A 14,887-nucleotide genomic window follows, 5' to 3' on the forward strand; every position below is an offset into this window, starting at 1 on the left:
GTACGACAAGCTCGCCCGCAACTACGCCTCCGCCGTCGCCCTCGCCGCCGTCATCGCCTTCTGGTGCTGATCGAGTCCAGACCCTAGGCATACGGACGGCTCCAGGCACGTCTGCGAGCGACGCGAAGGGAACCGACGGCACGGTTTGCGCGACCATCTGCGGACGAAGGCCGGAGCCTCGGGCGCCCGGCGTGCCCTTTAGGAAGGGTGTCGGGCCGCAGGTCAGTGTCGTCGGTCAGTGCGCTTCGATGGGTCCCGGAGGCTGGGGAGCCGGGGGCTCGACCGGTGGATCGATCTCGGGAGTCTGAGGCTCGGGGACTGGGTCGCCGATGGGCGGCAGGGGATCGTCACCCGGGCGTGGAGTGTCCGACTGCATGCGCCTCGTCCCACTTCGTTTGTCGTTGTGAAAGGTGTTGACGTGGACAACGTGCGACGTCCGCATTGGTCCCGCCGTCTCCCACACCCAGGTGACGGCGCCCATTCTCGGCGTCCTCTGCGTCGCGAATTTTCTTGGAACCGGATCGCATCTACGGCGTTTTTCGCGCGCGAGGCCATTTTGCGGCTCGCCATACGGGCGCCGGGTTTGGCATCCGGCGACCCTTGTCATCACGTTGCTCCAAGGAGGATGTGGTCATGAGGACCCTTGATTTTGCACCCCTCTACCGTTCCACCGTTGGCTTCGACCGCCTGTTCTCCATGCTGGATCAGGCCACCCAGGCCGAGACGTCCGCGACGTGGCCACCCTACGACATCGAGAGGGTTGAGGACGACGCGTACCGGATCACCATGGCCGTCGCTGGCTTCGGGCCCGACGAAATTGAGCTGACCCAGCACGACACGACCCTACTGGTCACCGGTCAGAGAAAGTCGCCTGACGGCGACCGCCAACTTCTGCATCGCGGGATCGCGGCCCGGACGTTCCGCCAGAGCTTCAGCTTGGCTGATCACGTGAAGGTCGTGGGCGCCAACCTTGAGAATGGCCTCCTGACCGTCAGCCTCAAGCGCGAAGTGCCCGAGGCTCTGAAGCCGAGGCGCATTCCCATCGGCGGGACGCAGGCTGCCGTCGGACAGGATAACGCACAGCCTCGGATCGAGGCCGAGCGCAAGGCGGCTTAAGTTCCGCCACCCGTCGAACGCCCTCCCTTGCGTACCGGCGAGGGAGGGCACCGCCCATCCAACCCACTTCAGGAGGGATGATCGATGTCGATGATGGAGAGCTTCAGTTCCCAAACCAGCGCCGTGAGCCCAGCCGGCGCGCACCCGGCCTCGTTCGAGGCATGGCAGGCGCTCGTCGCTCCGGGCAACGTGTTTCGTTACTCCAGGGAAGTGCTGACCCACCCAGGACTTTCGCAGGGGGAGAGGCGCGCGATCCTCGCCTCCTGGGCGTCGGATGCGAGTGCCCATGAGAGCACACCGAGCATGCGCTGCCTCAGGGGCAGCAGGGCCGAGCCGGTATCCGTCGATGCCGTCCTCGCTGCCCTCAGCGAACTCGACCGCAAGTCGGCTCCCAAGTTCGGTCCGGTGACGTCCGCAGGCCCGCCGAGGCAGCCCTGTCGAAAACGCCTACGACGTCTCGCGGACCTGCACTGTTACGTTCGACCGGGACGGCGTGACGATGACAACGATCCGCCGCCGTGTCCGGTGATGTCGATACCACGTCCGAAGACGCCCCCGGATGCCTCGCTGGCCACTGCTATTCCAGCCTAGCGGTTGGAGCGGTTGGCATCGTTCCCTCACGCCGTTGGCGTCCTAGATTGGTCTGCACGGCCCGACGTTCCGCTTGGCGGCGGCGTCGGGCCGTCTTGCGTTTCCGCGAACCCGGATCAAGGCGGCGATTGCCCATAACCGGTTGCTCTAGGATCTCCGCCCGCCACCGAGCGTCACCCGATGGATAAGTTCTTCTACTATCTCGTCACTCTCTTCGAGTCCGTCCTCGGGGTCGTCGGCGTACGGACCTTCTACGATCAGCCAAGGTACACCGTCGTCGAGCGTCTCGACCGTGGCGTCGAGATCCGAGCCTACGAGCCACGCCTCGCCGTCGAGACCACGGGCGCGGACAGGGTGACGGCGAGGCGTTCGGGCGGCTCTTTCGCTACATCACAGGCGCAAACCAGCGGGGCGACCGCATCGCGATGACAGCCCCCGTGGAAACCGGAGGTCAACGCATCGCGATGACGGTTCCGGTTGAGCAGGGCTCGGGGGGAACCATGCGGTTCTTCCTTCCACGCGACGTAGCCGAGGCCGGGGCCCCGGAGCCCACTGAGGCAGGCGTCCGTCTTGTCCACGTCCCGGCAGAGAAGATTGCCGCCCTCCGCTTCTCAGGATCCATCACGCCTGAGGCTCGGACCGAACAGGAGCGTATCCTGACAGAAGTGCTGTCCACCGCCGGCCGGAAGACGAACGCTCCCCCCCCCCCGTCTTCATGGGCTATGACCCACCCTTCGCGATCCCGTTCCTTCGCCGGAATGAGGTGGCCGCACGACTGCCTGAACCCTAACCGGCCTATGGCTGCAACACCCGTCGCGGATAGTCGGCACATCTCGGGTAGCCCGGAACCCATGGTAGGCCGACTTCGCTAATGGGACACAACCTGCTGACGTTGGACCCATTATGCTCCTATTATTTTGAGGGGCGGTTCGGTCATCGCGAGAAAGCGCGGGAGTTGGTAGCGGTCCCCATGGCGAAAGCCAGCGTGGCGGCAGCAATCTGCGCCGTGCCATGGGCCTGACCTCGTGCATTGCCGGCTGCGAGGAGGGCTCTTTGCGCCTCCGGCGCTGCCGTGATCGTCCCCGCGCCGCTGCGATACGCGGACAGGGTCGCGTCGTAACTTACAGCGGACACCGCCACAGGCTCGGTAGCGGCGCGAAACGCGGCCAGCGCGCTTCTCAGTGCGTCGGCCGACACGACCACCTCCCGCGCCGCGTCCTGCTGCAGGCGGATAAAGGTGTCCTCGGCCTGCGCGGTCCGGGACCGCGCCTCTTCAAGACGGGCGGCCCGGACGCCTCCGTCGAAGATCGGCACGGAGACGCCGCCGAGCACGGTGACGTTGCTGTTGCTGGGCGACGTGCCGAGGGCGGAGCTTCCGGGCTGTCCGACGACGGGCAACGACGTCACGCTCAGCCGGCCGTTCACGGAGTTCCCCGAGACCGACGTGAAAACCTTTGGCAGGAAGTCGGCCTCCGCCGCGGCGACGCCGGCGCGGCTTGCCTGTGCGGTCGCGACCGCGACCTGAAGGTCCGGCCTGCGGCTCAGCGCCATTCCGACGAGCGTTTCCAGGGGAGCGCCGATCAGTGGGCGCAGCGGGTGGACAGACGCGTCCTCGACGTGGATCTGGGTGACCGGCGATACGCCCATCGCGCCAATGAGGCCGTTGTAGGAATCCCGCTCCGCGTTCCGGCCCTGGACCAAATCGAAGTCGGCCTGGGCGAGCATCTGCTTGGCTTGCGCGACTTCGACGGTGGTTCCGATGCCCTGGTGCAAGCGGCTCTCGGCGGCGTCGAGGACGGCCCGCGCGTCGCGCTGTGATGCGCCCGCGATGCGTACGCGTTCTCGGGCGGCACCGAACTCGTAGAACTGCCTCCCGACGTCGCACATGATCTTCTGGTGGAGGGCGTTGAACGAGATGTTCGAAGCGATCGACAGCTTGCCGGCCGCCTTCGCCAGCGCGTCCCGCTGACCGAAGTCGAACAGGAGCCACTGCAAGGCCGCCGTCGAGACCGTGCCGGTGGCATCGGTCCCGAGATTGCCGGTCTGGCCGGTAAGCGGCAGCGTTTGACTCGATGAGGTACGTTGATATCCGCCGAGTACCGTGGCAGTCACGACCGGCAAGTAGCTCGCCTTCACGATGCCGACCGCCAACGCCGCTTGCCGGGCCTGCTCCCATGCGATGCGGGTCGTCGGGTTCGTCGTCTGCGCGATGTCGATGAGTTCCGGCAAGGTGTGGATGCGGATGGGGTCGGCGAGCGGCGGCGGTTGGACGACCGCGAGCGTAGGCTGGGCCGGGAGCCCGAAATCGACCTCGTTCATCTCAATGGGCGCCGGTGCTCCTGACAGCACGAACGGCGTGCCGGGCGTCGCCGGAGCGAGGTCCAGCAACGAGGTCGCGCATCCAGCCGTGAGGAGGACGGTCACCAGACCGCAGCCGCCGCGGAGTATCCAAAGCATATGCTTGACGCCTCGCTGCGTCCGAACGGAGCGTCCGCCACGCCTCGGCGAACCCGGCCACATCCGTTTCGCACCTTGCAGGCGCCCCGGGTCCGTCCGCCTCGTGCATCGCTCCGTCAACGGCGGCGGCCATGGCCAGGGCACCGGCCATGGCGAGAGGGCGGTGCTCCGCAGCGAGCGATCCGACGCGGGCCGCGCGCTCACGGAGATGCTCCCCGGCGTCGAGCATGTCGGTGGCAGCCCGCGCCCGATCGGAGCTGTCGCCAAGCTCGTAGGCAAGGGCGTCGATCTGGTCCCGCAGGCGCTCCAGGGCTTCCAGCGCGCCGAGGTCGGGATGCTGGCCGACGGCATCGCCCCCCCTCGCTCGCCACGAGGCCACGGATGCCGGTGAGGAAGCGGCGTGCCGTCGCCTCAACCTCCGGCAGGATCGAGACGGGGTAGAGCCGGGGCGCCACCAGAAAGATCACGAGGTCGCCGAAGACGATGCCGATGATCCTGTCGCGGGCGACGGTGAGATCCGTCTTCAGCGCGAAGCCCTGCATCACGCACAAGCAGAACGCGAAGGCGATCTGGATGCCCATGTAGGAGATCCGCTCGCTCCCGACGACGACCCATGCGCTCGGCAGGACGACGGCGGCGACGACGAGCAGGCCGGTGATGCCGTCGTGGTGCGGCAGGACGTACACGAGGGCCTCCAGGCCGAGCGTCGCGCCGATCAGGCAGCCGGACAGGCGTAGGATCAGCTTCCGGTTGGTCTCGCCGACCGTGAGCAGCGACCCCACGAAGCACGTGATCATGCAGGTGTGGATGCCCGGCCAGTCGAGGATGGTGTAGGTGAGGTAGCAGGCCATCGCCGCCAACGTCGTCTCGAGCGCGTAGCGGACGTGGCCAGGGTTCGAGAACGCGTCGGATTTGAAAAAACCCGATTTCTCGGCCTTCGGCTTCGGTGCGGTCTGGCCGCTCGCGAACGCTTCCTCCGCTTCCGTAACCAGATCTCCGAGGGCGTCTCCCGGCTGCGCGGCCTGCCTCGCAGCCTCTGTAGCCGGTCGCCCTTGCTCGACCGCCTGTGCCAAGCCCCGGCACCGAGTGGCGAGGTCGGGACGGTCCGCAGCCTGTTGGCCGTCCCAACCGGCGGCAAGCCGGATCAGCAGCGTGCGACTGGCGGGCGTCAGGGCGGTCAGCCGTGCCGCCGACGTCCGCGACTGACGGCCCAGCAGACCGGCCAACCGTACCAGCTTCCGGATCGCGCCGTCGTCCAGATCCACGACACGGACGGTACCCGCACGGCCTGCGTCCTCAAAACACGCGGCGGCAAGACTAAGGCGTTCCGCCAAAGCCTCCCTCGCGAGACGCTCCGAATGCCGGCCGAAGGGCAGGTTGAAGGCGACCAGCACCGCCAGCGGCAACATCGAGAACTGCAGGGCGTAGAGCAGACCCCGGGTCACGAGCTCGCCGTTGTTGCCTTTTCCGAGCAGGTCGAGGCCGTAGGCGAGGACGAGGCCAATCGTATTTCCCAGGGCGCCGAGCTTACTGGCCGAGGCCAGCCAGAGGATGCCGAACGATAGCAGGACCATCGTGGCGATCCGTGCCTGGGGGAAGTCCAGGGTCAGGATCGCGGCGGCGAAAATGATCCCCACGATGGTGGGCAGCAGCACCGATAGGGCGATGGACATCAGGACCGTGATCGCGCTGTCGGGCTTCTGCAGGAAGAGCACGAGGAAGACGCTGACCGCGGTCTCGGGGACCTTGAAAGTCATCGCGGCCAGAACGACGAGCACGGACACCGCGGTCATCCGCAGGGCCATCGCGGTACGGCCCGGGAATGGCACCAGTTCGGCAAGGAGGGGCGACAGGCCGCGTGGTTCAGCATTCGCCATCGCGGGGGATCCTTACAATGGCGCTGGCGCCCAGCCGAGCGAGATCCTCCGGCGGGTTCTCCACCTTCACGCGCACGGGGAACCGCTGGGCGACGTGGACCCAGTCGACGGAACGGACGACGATGGGGACCGAGCGCGGCAGGTTCACCCGGTCCTGTCCCGAGACGCCGTAGCCGATGCTGTCGACGCGTCCCTTGATGGGCACCGTCCGGTCGATCATCGAGTACAGGACCGCGCACCCGCGGCCGTCCGCGACGGATCGTGCGGTCCTTTCCGCTCGCGAAATCGAACCTGCGGACGTGTCCCAGGAGGAGGTCCGTGACCCACAACGTATCCCGGCGCGCGTTCGCGCAGACCCCGATGCCCTCCCACAATCCTATCATCAGGATGCGGTGCTCGGTGAGCCCCGCCGCCCCGACCCGTGCGGCGTTCAAGATGTTGCCGCGCGGGGCCCTGCCGCGGTCCGTCCAATAAAGCGTGTCGATCCGGTCATCGAACATCAGGTCGATGGGCTCGGGCAGAGCGTCGAGCAGCACCTCAACGTCTGCGCGATCGGCCGGATCATCCCCCGGTCCAAGGTCGAGGGAGAGGCGCATGATGCACCCGACGCCGCCGTTGCTCGGCCCCTTCTGTGTCCAGTAGAGGTAGCGACTGGCCGAACCGACCTGCACCACCGTGCCCCGGTCGCGTGGCACCATGCGCCGCGACGCGATCCGCGTGCCGTTGATGCTGCCGGTCAGATTCGTAAGTAGGACGCGGTCGAAATCATCGGCACTGCCCTCGTCGAAGAAGGCGTAGGTGCCTGAGCCGGCGACGTTGACCCAACCGTCCATCTCGCCCAACTCCGCCTCGACCGAGGCCGCCGCGCGCTCCAGGGCATCCCGGTCGCGGTGCCGCCGGATTTCATCCTGGGTCGCGCGGAGGCCGTTGATGCCGCGCGCGATCAGGCTGACCGACCATCCACGGCGGGCAAACAGCAGGGCCGTCGCCTTGCTGAGGCCGGAGGACGCTCCTGTCACGATGACGACGGCCGGTCGGCGGGTGGTACGCTCGATCTTCATGCTCGGCTCTCGGTTCCGGTGAGCGGTTCGGCCAGCCGTTTCCGCCCGGATTTCAGGCTTGGTTCCCGCGCGGCTTGCTGGCTGGACCCTCGGCGAGGGGTAAGTCCGACGATCCAGCGTCTCGTGCGATGGCTTGCTCGCCCCCCGCGAAGTCGGCGCCGCGGTCAGTGGTAGTCGTGATAGAAGCCACGGCCGGATTTCACGCCGAAACGGCCCTGCTCGACGTAGCTCCTGAGCAGCTCACGGGGACCGGTAGGGACCCCCGGCCGAGTCGCGGCGTAGTGCTCCTCGATGTCGAGCACGACGTCGAGACCGACCTTGTCCATCATCCGGAACGGCCCGCCGGGCGCGCCGGCAAGGACATGCGCGATGCGGTCGACGTCCTCCGGGGTCGAGGCGCCCTCGGCGGCGACGGCGAGCGCCTCACGCTTCACCGCCGCCCCAGAAGCGGTTGAAGATGAAGCCGACGCTTTCGGAGAGGACGTGGAACGGTACGAGGCCGTAGGCGGGCAGCCGCTCCATCAGCTGGGCGATGACGGCAACGTCGGTCCGGCTGCAGGACATGATCTCCACGGCGGCCTGCTCGGGCGGCATGTCGTAAAGCGTGTTAACCAAACGCTCTGGCCGCGAGACCTCCCCGATGAACTGGCTCGACGGGTAGGCCGAGGAGTTTTTGGCCAGGACCGCGTCGTCGGGCGCGAGCCGGTCGAAGTCGCCGAAGAGCTTCGTCTTGAGGTCGAGGCGCTCGGGCACAGCCTCGATGACCATCCAGACCTCAGCGAGAGCGTCGTCGAGCGAAGTCGCGACCCTGACACCGTCGGCGGTCGCACCCTGTCGCGCCGCCACGACGTTTCCGAGCTCGCGCTCGACGTACAGGTGATCGGCCTCGGCCTGCTCAGGATTCGGATCGTACAAGCGGACCTCGCCGCCCGCGCTCGCCAGCATGAGGGCGATGTGCTGACCCAGGGTGCCGCTGCCGATGACGGCGACCGGACGCGCGGTGTCGGGAACGACGGAGTTGCCCATCGTCCGTACTCGTGGACCGGTCTGGCGCGCCGGACTCACTGCCGCTGGGCCATCACTTCGTGGCAGGCGGGGCTCAGGCGCTCGGAATTCGCGTTGAGGCAGTCGGTGATGGCTTGCCGGTCCGGGACGAGGGATCGGCACAGACGCAGCACGTCGGGCGTGCATACCTGCCTCTCCTGCATCGTCTCATGATGCTGGGCGACTTCGCCGGCGGATGCAGCGGGGGGTATGAGGGTGGCGCCGACCGCAAGCAGCGCGGCAACCTTCAGGAACGGCTGAGATTTAGACTTGGGAAGGCTCGGCATGGATAGCTCTCTTTCCGGCATGATCCTAGAGCGGCTCGAAGGTCCAATTGGACAGTCGCACCTCGTCTCGCCCTGGAAACCATTTGGTTTCCGTGTCGGGTGTGGCAAGCGGCCATGAGAGAGAGTTCAGCCACTATGGTACGGTGGCTTCCTTCATGGGCGGTCGAGGAATGCGCTTGATACGAGAATACGCTCGACCCGCCAGCGACTTGGACTCATTCCGTCATCTCATGGTGGGTGAGAGGCATGTCTGCCTCGTGGTCCAGACCAGTTCGCAGCGAGAAACTGTCTGGTTTCCATTGAGGTTGTTCTGATGGACCGAAAGCGTCGCGCAGGAGGAGCCGGAGTGGTCGGAATTCTTTCGGACGACCACAAGGAGGCATCCATGGCCAGGGTCGACGAGAGCGACCCAACCTATGCTCGGCTCATCGCTGCCGCCCGTGCCGAGTTCCTGAATCAGGGATTCGCGGGCGCGACGGTGGCTTCCATCGCTGCAAACGCAGGCATCTCGAAGAAGACGGTCTACCAGTACGCCGCCTCCAAGGAGGCGCTCATGTACGAGGTCGTCTCGGAAGCATGCCAGGAGCTGTTCAGCCCGATCTTCAATTCGGGCGGGGCCGACCTCGCCCGGTCGGAGATCGCGCGTTGCCTAGTGAAATTCTGCCTGCTCTCGACGTCCGAGGACGGGGTGACCATCCACCGGCTCGCGATCGGAGAGGCGCGTCAATTCCCGAACATGGCGCAGGCGTACAAGCACGCCCTGAATGCCTACGTCTTGGAGCCCCTGGCCGCTTGGGTCGGCTGGCAGAACGAATTCGGTCGGCTTCGGGCCGACGACCCGAGGCTGGCCGCGGACATGCTGACCAGCATGGTCGTCAGTCCTTACATGCGCGACTTAAGCCTGGGTGTCCGGCCTCGACCGTCGAGGGAGGAAGTCGAGCGCGTCGTCAACACGGCCTTGAACCTGTTCTACGCTGGTTGCGCCACGCGCATGTATGACGACACAGGGCCGGAGGGGAGCTGTACGGCGGCGAAGTGAGCCGGCCGATCATGCAGGCCAACGATTTGAAACGAATAGCCCGCTCTCCGCCGGCGGTTAGCCGGACGCGAAGTCCCGTGGGACAGTCGGCCTCCGCGCCTGCCGCATCCTGGCTTCGGGATGGGGCTGATGACGCGTCGGGACCATCCGAATGTCTGGGGCCGTCTCGGTGGGGCCGATACGCCATGCCGGAGCCCTTTGGGAACTTGCACCCCTGCGCGAACAAGCGTGACTTCGCCTGTGGCTCGGCGAGCCACTTAACGGGCTATGACATGCTGATGTCATGACCGCCGCTTGCAGGGCCGCTTCGCCTTCCAAAGAGACATTCGAATCCGCACGGCGGAAGGTCCGCAACGGGTCACTTTGAGACGAGGGCCTGGGCCGCAACAAAGGTCTGCTTGTTCGTTTTTAAGCCGGAAGCAGACCTTCCGCTTACGGCCATCAGCCGCCTTCAGACCGCCTGCCTGAGCGTCTCAGATGGGTGGATAGCGGCTAGTCTGCTTTCGAGCGACATAGCGTCGTAGCGGACGTTGCCGCGCAGCCCGCTTTCGACCCCGAGCCGAGCTGCCAGACAGCCTATATACGACCGCTTTCGGGGGCTCCAACTGTTGGGTCCGCTCCTAGCTTACGCTTTCTTCACTAAGAGTACATTCAATATCATCAGCGAATACCTTCTGGAAGAAGATCGGTCTGCCAGAGTCTAGCGCCCACATTCCAAATCTAAAATTTCCAGCAGTAAGTGCATAGTTTACATCAGCGTTACACTTGCCAGCGCGAAAATTGAGCCGGATAGACTCGCGGAATGTTGGAAATAATGTTTCACGAACCAGAGTGTTGTTCCCTTCAAAGCGCCATTCGACCTTCACCCGTTCCACGTCTGTGCGCGCGCCGAGCACGCTCTTATAGCTCAGACTATGTTGATCCGGCCTGTCTGCTCGACGCGCACTCCACTCTTCCACCTCATGCTCGTCTAAAATTGTAACCTTTACGGTGCGAGCTTGGCGGAATGAAACGATCGTACCGTTCAAATGGCTCTGGATCTCCGAGAAGGAGATCCTCGCAGTTACTTTCTCAGCGCTGGCTGACGTGGAGCATGCGATTAAGCTGATGTGAACGGCAGCGATCGCTCGAACGTAGCTCAAGTCCAAATCCCTTCGCATTCAAATAACACTAAATCTTATCTTATATTATATTTCCTGCCGATATTTAAATACGATACACTTTGGCCGCCCTTTTTTTGCCAATCATTCTGGGGAAGGGTTAAGAATTATTGCAAAATTACCATGAGCGCTGGGTTAATTTACGCGTATTTTCCTGCCAGAAATCTTATGGAGCCGGACCCAGCGCATCAGATTTCTCTACTGCTTCGGCTTCAACCTCCGCTTAAGCAACGAGCTTGAGCCCGCCTCTCACTCAGTGCCGAAGTTGCCGGGGGGATGGCGAACGGCCGCTTCGGAGAAGCACCAACGATGGTCTGAGCGTCTGGCGTGGGTCGCCAGCGGAACGTCCGCATATGCGCGCTCTCCGCACCTTCGGTTCGGGTCTCATATCGCCTCGTCGGCCTGGGCCGGCGAGGAGATAGACGATGGGACACTCAGCACACGATCCGGCAACGAAAGGGCGGCCAGCCTGGAACGCTGGCCGCAAGCTCGGCGCCAAGCGCGCCCTCAAGCCTCAGCAGGTTTGGGCCATCCGGTTCTGGCTCGACCGCGAACGGCGCACATGCGACCCGGCTATGTTCGACCTCGCCATCGACAGCAAGCTGCATGGCTGCGACATCGTAAAGCTCAAGATTGGCGACCTCGTCAGCGGTGGTCGCGTCCGCAGCCGGGCCATCGTCATCCAGCGCAAGACCAGCCGGCCGGTACAGTTCGAGTTGCTCGAACCTGCACGAACCAGCATTCTGGCATGGCTGGAAGCCAGGGGTGGAACGCTCGACGACCATGCCTTTCCGAGCCGGCTCGACGGCGTCACGCACATCAGCACCCGGCAGTATGCGCGTGGTCGATGAGTGGGTCATGGGCATCGGGTTGCGCAGCGAGGACTATGGCACCCACTCCCTCGGCCGCACGAAGGCGTCGTTGATCTACAAACGGACCGGCAACCTGCGGGCGGTTCAGATCCTGCTCGGCCATACCAAGATCGCGAGCACGGTCAGGTACCTCGGCGTCGACGTCGAAGATGCTTTGACCCTAGCCGAAGGAACTGAGATTTGAGCGTTCGGCCCCTCGGCTTCTGCGTCGAGGGGCTTCGAGACCAGCCCAGCAGCAATGCGCCCATTGCGGTCATGCGAGAGGCTCCCTGGACCTCCTCAAAGCCGACATTCGACAGCGAAGCGTTCTCACGATTCGAGATCGGCGGACTCGAAGGCCTTGCTTGAAGAATGCACCGGCATTCAGGCACGCGGACTCTCACCACGAACGGCCTATTGTTCGAAGACGCCATCGAGATCCCGAAAGCCCTTGATCTCAATGGGATTGCCGCTCGGGTCGAAGAAGAACATGGTCCGCTGCTCGCCGGGCTCCCCCGGGAAACGGACCACCGGCGGGATGTCGAAGGCGATGCCCTCGGCTGCGATGCGAGCGGCGAGCGCTTCCCAGGCGTCGAGAGACAGCACCACCCCGAGATGCGGCATCATCACCATGTGGTTGCCGACTTTTCCGGTCCGAGTCGTCGCGAAGGGCTCGCCCAGATGCAGCGAGATCTGGTGGCCGAAGAAATCGAAATCCACCCAGGTCTCCGTGCTGCGCCCCTCTCGGCATCCTAGGACGCCGCCGTAAAAGCGGCGCGCCGCGTCGAGGTCGGTCACGTGGTAGGCGAGGTGAAACGGGGTGAGCATCGTCGGGTCTCTTCGTTGTGCGGGATGGTGGCGGCCTGCCCTCAGGCGGCAGCTCCGGCGGATCTCGCCGAGACGACGCCGCCGATGAGGTTGCAGGACAGCAGGAATCCGCTGTCGAGATCGCCGCCGCCGGCCGGAACGAGGGCGGCCAACCGTGCCGCAAGGGCGGATTTCGTGTCTCGGGCGAGAGACTGCGCCTCGTCGACGGTGACGGCCTCGAACCGGATCGTCTCCCCTGGCCGCACCTGCGCGAGGCGGCCGAAGTCGGCGGAGATGACCGTCGCGATCTTCGGATAGCCGCCCGTGGTGTGGCGATCGGCGAGCAGGATGAGCGGCTGGCGGTTACCTGGCACCTGGATCGAGCCGTTCACGATCCCATCCGAGACGATGTTGAAGCCGTCCGCGTGGGCGATCGGCGGCCCGTCGAGATGGCAACCCATCCGGTCGGCTCGTGCTGTCAGCGTGTAGGGCGCGGACAGGAAGGTTCGCAGCCCCTCCTCTGTGAAGCTGTCGGCCTGGGGCCCGAGCACCACCCGGATCGGACCGCCGAAACGGGGCCAGTGGGCTTGAGGCAGGGTCAGGGGTCTTCCCACGGAGTCCGGTGCTCGCAGCGGCAGCAGATCGCCCGCCGCAAGGGAATGGCCGTCGAGGCCGCCGAGGCGGGTGCGGGTGTGGGTCGAGACACTGCCGAGCATCGGCGCCACGGCGAAGCCCCCGGCTACGGCGAGCCAAGCTCGCAGCCCCCGGCCTGGGGCTCCCAGGGTGAGCCGGTCGCCGCGCCGTAGGTCGTAGGCCGTATACGGATCGAGGACCCGGCCGTTCAGGGCCATCGCGAACGACGCGCCGGCCAGGGCGACCCGGCAGGCCTCCGCCTCGCAGACCAGGGTTGGGCCGAGCATCGCCATCTCGATCGCTGCCGCGTCGGCTGGGTTGCCGACCAGGGCGTTGGCGAAGGCCAGGAGATCCGGGTCCATCGCCCCCGAGCCCGAAATGCCGAAGCGCAGGTATCCCCGCCTTCCGGCATCCTGAAGCGTGGTGGCCACGCCGGGCGCGGCGATCCGCAGGCCGTCAGCCATCGAGCCGCTCCATCGTCGCGACGAGTTCTCCGTCCTCAGCCGCCGCGCTCAAGTCGTCGAAGACGGCACGGTCGATCGGTTCAAACCGGATCAGATCCCCGGCCGCGAACAGGAACGGCTCGGCCCGCACCGGGTCGTAGGAGCGCGCGGGCGTGCGGCCGATGAGCTGCCAGCCGCTCGGCAGTTCGAGGGGCGGCGAGACGCCGGTCTGGTTGCCGCCGATGGACACGCTTCCCGCCGGGATCCTGGCGCGCGGATCCGTGCGCCGGCTCGCGTGGATGCGGGGATCGAGACCGCCGAGATAGGCGAAACCGGGGGCGAATCCGATCATGTGGACGCGGTAGTCGTAGCCCGCATGGAGGGCGATCACCTCCTCCTGGCTCAGTCCGGCGCCCGCTGCGAGGTCGGCGAGGTCGACGCCGTGCTCGCCCCCGTAGAGCACCGGCACCCGCCAGCGGCGGACCGCTCCGGCCGCTGCAGCCGGGGGCGGCCAGTAGCCGGCGATCAGCGCCGCGAGCTCGGCCCGGGGCAGCAGGTCGGGATCGTAGAGGACGAGGAGCGAGCGATAGGTCGGCACCGTCTCCAAGAGGCCGGGCCGTCCGGCGTCGCGGATCGCCTCGTCGAGGGCGACCACCTGCGCGTTGACGACGGGGTCGACCGCGCGGCCGAGCTCCACCGTCAGCGCCCGGTCGCCGCAATCCAGTAGCCGGTAGCCGGGCTCAGACACCGAGCACCTCAGCCATCGGGCGCAGGGCGATGCCCTTCGCGGTTATGTTGTCCCGCAGGCGGCGGGCCATTTCGACGGCGCCGGGTGTGTCCCCGTGGACGCAGATCGTGTCGATCCGCGTCGGGATGCGCCGCCCAGACAGGGAGATGATCGCTCCGTCCTCGAGCATCCGCGCCACGCGCGCGGCGACCGCCTCGGGATCGTGCAGGACGGCGCCGGCGAGCTTGCGCGAGACGAGGGTGCCGTCATCCGCATAGGCCCGGTCGGCATAGACCTCGCGGGCGATGGGCAAGCCGAGGCGCTCGCCGGCCCGCTCCGTCTCGAGGCCGGGCATCACGACGAAGATTAGGTCCCGGTCCAGCGTCCGAATCGCCCGGGCGACGGCCAGCGCGAGGTCGGCATCCTCGTTGGCCATGTTGCCCATCGCCCCGTGGGTCTTCACGTGGCGCACCGGGCAGCCGGCATCCTGGGCCAGGGCCAGGAGGGCACCGACCTGATAGAGCACCGCCTTTTCGATGTCGGCCGGGCGCTCGCCGTGGATCGGCCGCCGGCCGAACCCCCAGAGGTCGAGGAAGCTTGGATGGGCGCCCGCCTGCACGCCATTCGCGGCGGCGAGGCGCAGCGTCTCGTGCATCACCAGCGGATCCCCGGCGTGGAAGCCGCAGGCGATGTTGGCCGAGGTGGCGACCGCCAGCATCTCCGCGTCGTCGCCGAGGCTGTAGACGCCGAAGCCCTCGCCCATGTCGCAGTTCAGATCGACGATCATCGGTGCA

General features: G+C 66.1%; 15 protein-coding genes and 1 pseudogene. 5 read left to right on the forward strand and 11 right to left on the reverse strand.

From position 1 onward, the window contains the following. The first annotated feature begins 633 nt into the window (after positions 1–633). The 3 genes from OXS49_RS19290 (at position 634) to OXS49_RS33705 (ending at position 2,579) form a co-directional block, all read left to right on the forward strand. A complete protein-coding gene (locus OXS49_RS19290; protein ID WP_267426213.1) occupies positions 634–1,116 on the forward strand; it encodes an Hsp20 family protein in 483 nt (160 codons plus the stop codon). A gap of 771 nt (positions 1,117–1,887) precedes the next feature. Further along, a complete protein-coding gene (locus OXS49_RS33700) occupies positions 1,888–2,136 on the forward strand; it encodes a hypothetical protein (RefSeq protein ID WP_346016961.1) in 249 nt (82 codons plus the stop codon). Further along, positions 2,097–2,579 carry a heme-binding protein gene (locus OXS49_RS33705; protein WP_346016962.1) on the forward strand — a complete coding sequence of 161 codons (483 nt, stop codon included), beginning with the start codon at positions 2,097–2,099 and terminating at the stop codon, positions 2,577–2,579. Before OXS49_RS33700 ends, OXS49_RS33705 begins: the two co-directional genes overlap by 40 nt. A gap of 61 nt (positions 2,580–2,640) precedes the next feature. On the opposite strand, the gene OXS49_RS19305 is transcribed toward OXS49_RS33705, so the two are convergent. The 6 genes from OXS49_RS19305 to OXS49_RS19330 all read right to left on the reverse strand — a co-directional run bounded on the left by OXS49_RS19305 (position 2,641) and on the right by OXS49_RS19330 (position 8,433). Next, entirely contained in the window at positions 2,641–4,131 is a 1,491-nt protein-coding gene (locus OXS49_RS19305) for a TolC family protein (protein ID WP_267426215.1), read from the reverse strand. Positions 4,132–4,364: 233 nt separating this feature from the next. Next, entirely contained in the window at positions 4,365–6,041 is a 1,677-nt protein-coding gene (locus OXS49_RS19310) for an FUSC family protein (protein ID WP_267426216.1), read from the reverse strand. Continuing rightward, the gene (locus OXS49_RS19315; RefSeq protein WP_267426217.1) at positions 5,954–7,102 is read right to left on the reverse strand and encodes an SDR family NAD(P)-dependent oxidoreductase; all 1,149 of its coding nucleotides are present in this window, start codon (positions 7,100–7,102) and stop codon (positions 5,954–5,956) included. The genes OXS49_RS19310 and OXS49_RS19315 overlap by 88 nt, the downstream gene beginning before the upstream one ends. A gap of 164 nt (positions 7,103–7,266) precedes the next feature. Further along, positions 7,267–7,536, reverse strand: a complete 270-nt coding sequence (locus OXS49_RS19320; RefSeq protein ID WP_267426218.1) for a 3-hydroxyacyl-CoA dehydrogenase family protein — start codon at positions 7,534–7,536, stop codon at positions 7,267–7,269. After that, positions 7,526–8,128 carry a 3-hydroxyacyl-CoA dehydrogenase NAD-binding domain-containing protein gene (locus tag OXS49_RS19325; protein WP_267426219.1) on the reverse strand — a complete coding sequence of 201 codons (603 nt, stop codon included), beginning with the start codon at positions 8,126–8,128 and terminating at the stop codon, positions 7,526–7,528. The genes OXS49_RS19320 and OXS49_RS19325 overlap by 11 nt, the downstream gene beginning before the upstream one ends. Positions 8,129–8,163: 35 nt before the next feature. Further along, entirely contained in the window at positions 8,164–8,433 is a 270-nt protein-coding gene (locus OXS49_RS19330) for a hypothetical protein (RefSeq protein WP_267426220.1), read from the reverse strand. A gap of 385 nt (positions 8,434–8,818) precedes the next feature. Here OXS49_RS19330 and OXS49_RS19335 point away from each other — a divergent pair, with 385 nt between their 5' ends. Next, positions 8,819–9,472, forward strand: coding sequence for a TetR/AcrR family transcriptional regulator (locus OXS49_RS19335; protein ID WP_267426221.1), 654 nt, complete (start codon positions 8,819–8,821; stop codon positions 9,470–9,472). Positions 9,473–10,092: 620 nt separating this feature from the next. Here the strand turns inward: OXS49_RS19335 and OXS49_RS19340 are convergent. Beyond that, the gene (locus tag OXS49_RS19340) at positions 10,093–10,614 is read right to left on the reverse strand and encodes a hypothetical protein (RefSeq protein ID WP_267426222.1); all 522 of its coding nucleotides are present in this window, start codon (positions 10,612–10,614) and stop codon (positions 10,093–10,095) included. Positions 10,615–11,057: 443 nt separating this feature from the next. Between OXS49_RS19340 and OXS49_RS19345 the strand changes: the two are divergent. Further along, positions 11,058–11,688, forward strand: a pseudogene (locus OXS49_RS19345) (tyrosine-type recombinase/integrase). Positions 11,689–11,897: 209 nt separating this feature from the next. Here OXS49_RS19345 and OXS49_RS19350 read toward each other — a convergent pair. From OXS49_RS19350 to OXS49_RS19365, 4 genes are read right to left on the reverse strand one after another with little or no spacing between them, the layout of a single operon-like run. Continuing rightward, the gene (locus OXS49_RS19350) at positions 11,898–12,311 is read right to left on the reverse strand and encodes a VOC family protein (RefSeq protein ID WP_267426223.1); all 414 of its coding nucleotides are present in this window, start codon (positions 12,309–12,311) and stop codon (positions 11,898–11,900) included. A gap of 41 nt (positions 12,312–12,352) precedes the next feature. Then, positions 12,353–13,387, reverse strand: a complete 1,035-nt coding sequence (locus tag OXS49_RS19355; RefSeq protein ID WP_267426224.1) for a biotin-dependent carboxyltransferase family protein — start codon at positions 13,385–13,387, stop codon at positions 12,353–12,355. Further along, positions 13,380–14,114 (reverse strand): 5-oxoprolinase subunit PxpB, encoded by a 735-nt coding sequence (gene pxpB / locus OXS49_RS19360; RefSeq protein ID WP_267426225.1) that lies wholly within the window; start codon positions 14,112–14,114, stop codon positions 13,380–13,382. Before pxpB ends, OXS49_RS19355 begins: the two co-directional genes overlap by 8 nt. Next, entirely contained in the window at positions 14,107–14,880 is a 774-nt protein-coding gene (locus tag OXS49_RS19365) for a 5-oxoprolinase subunit PxpA (protein WP_267426226.1), read from the reverse strand. The genes pxpB and OXS49_RS19365 overlap by 8 nt, the downstream gene beginning before the upstream one ends. Positions 14,881–14,887 lie beyond the last annotated feature (7 nt).

This window comes from Methylobacterium sp. GC_Met_2, from assembly GCF_026540795.1.
Classification (GTDB): Bacteria; Pseudomonadota; Alphaproteobacteria; order Rhizobiales; family Beijerinckiaceae; genus Methylobacterium.

What these genes read in the sequence shown, in the direction of transcription:
- OXS49_RS33700 (WP_346016961.1), top strand. Translation starts at nt 1,888, where the DNA reads ATGGATAAGTTCTTCTACTATCTCGTCACTCTCTTCGAGTCCGTCCTC.
- OXS49_RS19330 (WP_267426220.1), bottom strand. Translation starts at nt 8,433, where the DNA reads ATGCCGAGCCTTCCCAAGTCTAAATCTCAGCCGTTCCTGAAGGTTGCC.
- OXS49_RS19325 (WP_267426219.1), bottom strand. Translation starts at nt 8,128, where the DNA reads ATGGGCAACTCCGTCGTTCCCGACACCGCGCGTCCGGTCGCCGTCATC.
- OXS49_RS19315 (WP_267426217.1), bottom strand. Translation starts at nt 7,102, where the DNA reads ATGAAGATCGAGCGTACCACCCGCCGACCGGCCGTCGTCATCGTGACA.
- OXS49_RS19355 (WP_267426224.1), bottom strand. Translation starts at nt 13,387, where the DNA reads ATGGCTGACGGCCTGCGGATCGCCGCGCCCGGCGTGGCCACCACGCTT.
- OXS49_RS19350 (WP_267426223.1), bottom strand. Translation starts at nt 12,311, where the DNA reads ATGCTCACCCCGTTTCACCTCGCCTACCACGTGACCGACCTCGACGCG.
- OXS49_RS19290 (WP_267426213.1), top strand. Translation starts at nt 634, where the DNA reads ATGAGGACCCTTGATTTTGCACCCCTCTACCGTTCCACCGTTGGCTTC.
- OXS49_RS19365 (WP_267426226.1), bottom strand. Translation starts at nt 14,880, where the DNA reads ATGATCGTCGATCTGAACTGCGACATGGGCGAGGGCTTCGGCGTCTAC.
- OXS49_RS19335 (WP_267426221.1), top strand. Translation starts at nt 8,819, where the DNA reads ATGGCCAGGGTCGACGAGAGCGACCCAACCTATGCTCGGCTCATCGCT.
- OXS49_RS19310 (WP_267426216.1), bottom strand. Translation starts at nt 6,041, where the DNA reads ATGGCGAATGCTGAACCACGCGGCCTGTCGCCCCTCCTTGCCGAACTG.